At 65.0% G+C, this 2,394-nt stretch carries 3 protein-coding genes; all 3 read right to left on the minus strand.

What is annotated here, in order from left to right; translation table 11 throughout:
- Positions 1-847 (minus strand): glutamate--tRNA ligase (locus EOA38_RS33765; RefSeq protein WP_245480988.1); only part of this gene is annotated, 847 nt, incomplete at its 3' end.
- A 110-nt stretch (positions 848-957) separates the two neighbouring features.
- A complete protein-coding gene (locus EOA38_RS33770) occupies positions 958-1,779 on the minus strand; it encodes an IclR family transcriptional regulator (protein WP_126093755.1) in 822 nt (273 codons plus the stop codon).
- 27 nt (positions 1,780-1,806) lie between these two features.
- Positions 1,807-2,394: ABC transporter ATP-binding protein (locus EOA38_RS33775; protein WP_145966204.1), on the minus strand; the 588-nt coding region annotated here is incomplete at its 5' end.

A 2,394-nucleotide genomic window follows, 5' to 3' on the forward strand; every position in this document is an offset into this window, starting at 1 on the left:
ACGTGCCGACGAGCACGGCGAGCGAGGCGACCGCCATCGGCTCGATGCCGTCCTCGCGCAGGCTTTCGATCGACAGCGCGCCGGTGCGCTTCGACAACCCCTCGCCCGAAACGGTGGTCAGGAGATTGTGATGGCCGAAGACCGGCGGCTCGGCGCCGAGGGCCTGGAACAAGGCGATCTGCACACCGGTGTTGGTCACATGGTCGTCGCCGCGGATCACGTGAGTGACGCCCATCTCGATGTCGTCGACCACGGAAGGCAGGGTGTAGAGATAGGTCCCGTCCTCGCGCACCAGGACGGGGTCCGACAGCGAGGCGAGATCGACGGTCTCCTCGCCGCGCACAAGATCGTTCCAGTGCACCTCGGTCCGCTCCGGCTGCAGCGGATCGGTGGTGAAGTTCGGCAACAGGAACCGCCAGTGCGGCCGGCGCCCGTCGGATTCGTATTCGGCCACCTGCTCCGGCGTCAGCGTCAGCGCCTCGCGGCCATAGACCGGCGGCAGGCCGCGTGTGCGGCGCACCTTGCGGCGCAGGTCGAGCTCCTCGGGCGTTTCGTAGCAGGCGTAAAGCACGCGCGCTGCCTTCAGCCGCTCCACCGCCGCATCATAGATCTCGACGCGCCGCGATTGGTATTCGGTGGCGTCCGGGAAAATGCCCAGCCAATGCAGGTCATAGAGGATGGAATCGGCGAACTCCTGCGTCGAGCGGGCAACGTCGGTATCGTCGAAGCGCTGGATGTAGCGGCCCTTGTTGTTCATGGCGAACAGCCAATTGAACAGCGCGGTGCGCGCATTGCCGATATGGATGCGGCCGGTCGGCGACGGGGCGAAACGGACGGTAACTGTCATGAGCGGGGCGTAACGAATGCTTTTACGGTTGACAAGACACGCCCCCGCGCAAGGGCAACAGATAGTGCAAGCCACCTAAAATGAAAAGCCTGCCGGTCGGACGTCAGCGGTTACGGGCCTGCGCGACGCCAGCCCAGCCGCTCCTCGATCCGCTTGGCGCTCTGCCTGACCAGCGAAGTCAAATCGGGATCTTTTTGCCTGACCTTCACATCCGGCACGACGATCGAAATTGTCGCCCGGCACGCTCCGAGATTGTCGCGGATCGGCGCCGCGATGCAGGCGACCGAAAAGTCCGACTCGCCGGCCTGGATCGCAAGCCCCTGGGACAGCGCCGCCGCCGATGCCTGGGCCAGCACGTGCTTGTCCGTTTCGGCGCGTCCCGTCGGCGAAGCGGTCGCCGAGCGGGCAAAAATGGCAAGACGTTCTTCCTCCGGCAGGTGACCGACCAGCAGCCGGCCAGATGCCGTCCAGTTGAGCGGCGTGCGCGTGCCGACGCGCGACGTCACCTGGAAATGATCCTTGCCCTCCTCCATGGCGAAAACGACCATATAGTCGCCGTCGCGACCGCATATCTGGATGGTTTCTTTCGAACTCTGGGCGAGTTCGTGCATTTCCTGCGTCGCGACATTGAGCAGGTCGAGCGTGCGGGCGTAGGTCAGCCCGTACTGATAAAGCCTCGGCCCGAGCCACAGCAGGCCGCCATCCTTGCGATCGAGAAGCTCCTTCTCGACCATGTCGTCGACGATGACATAGACGGTCGACAGTGGCGCGCCGATGTCGCGCGCGATCTCATACGCGGTCGCCGGGCGCCCCCGCCGCTGCAGGCAATCCAGGATCTGCAGCACGCGGTCGATGCCGCTGGTGCGCGACCGGCGCGGCTCGGCGGCTATCTCAGTGCGGCTCAGGTCCTGATCTCTCACGTTGGCTGTCATGTGGTCTCAAATGTTGATCGCGATGATCTAAAGGACAGCACCCGGGTGGCGGTCAACCCGATTTGGATCAGACGGTCTTTCATCGTGGCGAATACACGCCACATGGTGTCCGCCGCCAATATGCTCGACCGGCGGAACGGCTTGCGCGCAGGCGGCGATGGCTTCGGGGCATCGTGTGCGAAAGACGCAGCCGGACGGCGGCGCGATCGGGCTCGGAATATCACCATGCAAGGGCGTATGCGTGCGACGCCGCGTCGGGTCGGGCACCGGCGCCGTGGCGAGCAGGGCCCTGGTGTAGGGATGGCGCGGCGCTGCATAGACAAGCCGGCTCGGCCCACGCTCCATGACGCGGCCGAGATACATGACCACCACTTCGTCGCAGAGATATTCGACCACCGACAGGTCGTGCGCGATGAACAGAAGCGTAAGCCCGAGCTTTTTTTGCAGGTCGCCGAACAGATTGAGCACCTGTGCCTGAACGGAGACATCGAGCGCCGAGACCGGTTCGTCGGCGACGATGAATTGCGGCTCGACCGCAAGCGCGCGCGCAATGCCGATGCGCTGGCGCTGGCCGCCGGAGAACTCGTGCGGGTAGCGGCCAGCATGCTCCGGAGA

Origin of the sequence: Mesorhizobium sp. M1E.F.Ca.ET.041.01.1.1 (assembly GCF_003997355.1) — a bacterium.
Classification (GTDB): Bacteria; Pseudomonadota; Alphaproteobacteria; order Rhizobiales; family Rhizobiaceae; genus Mesorhizobium.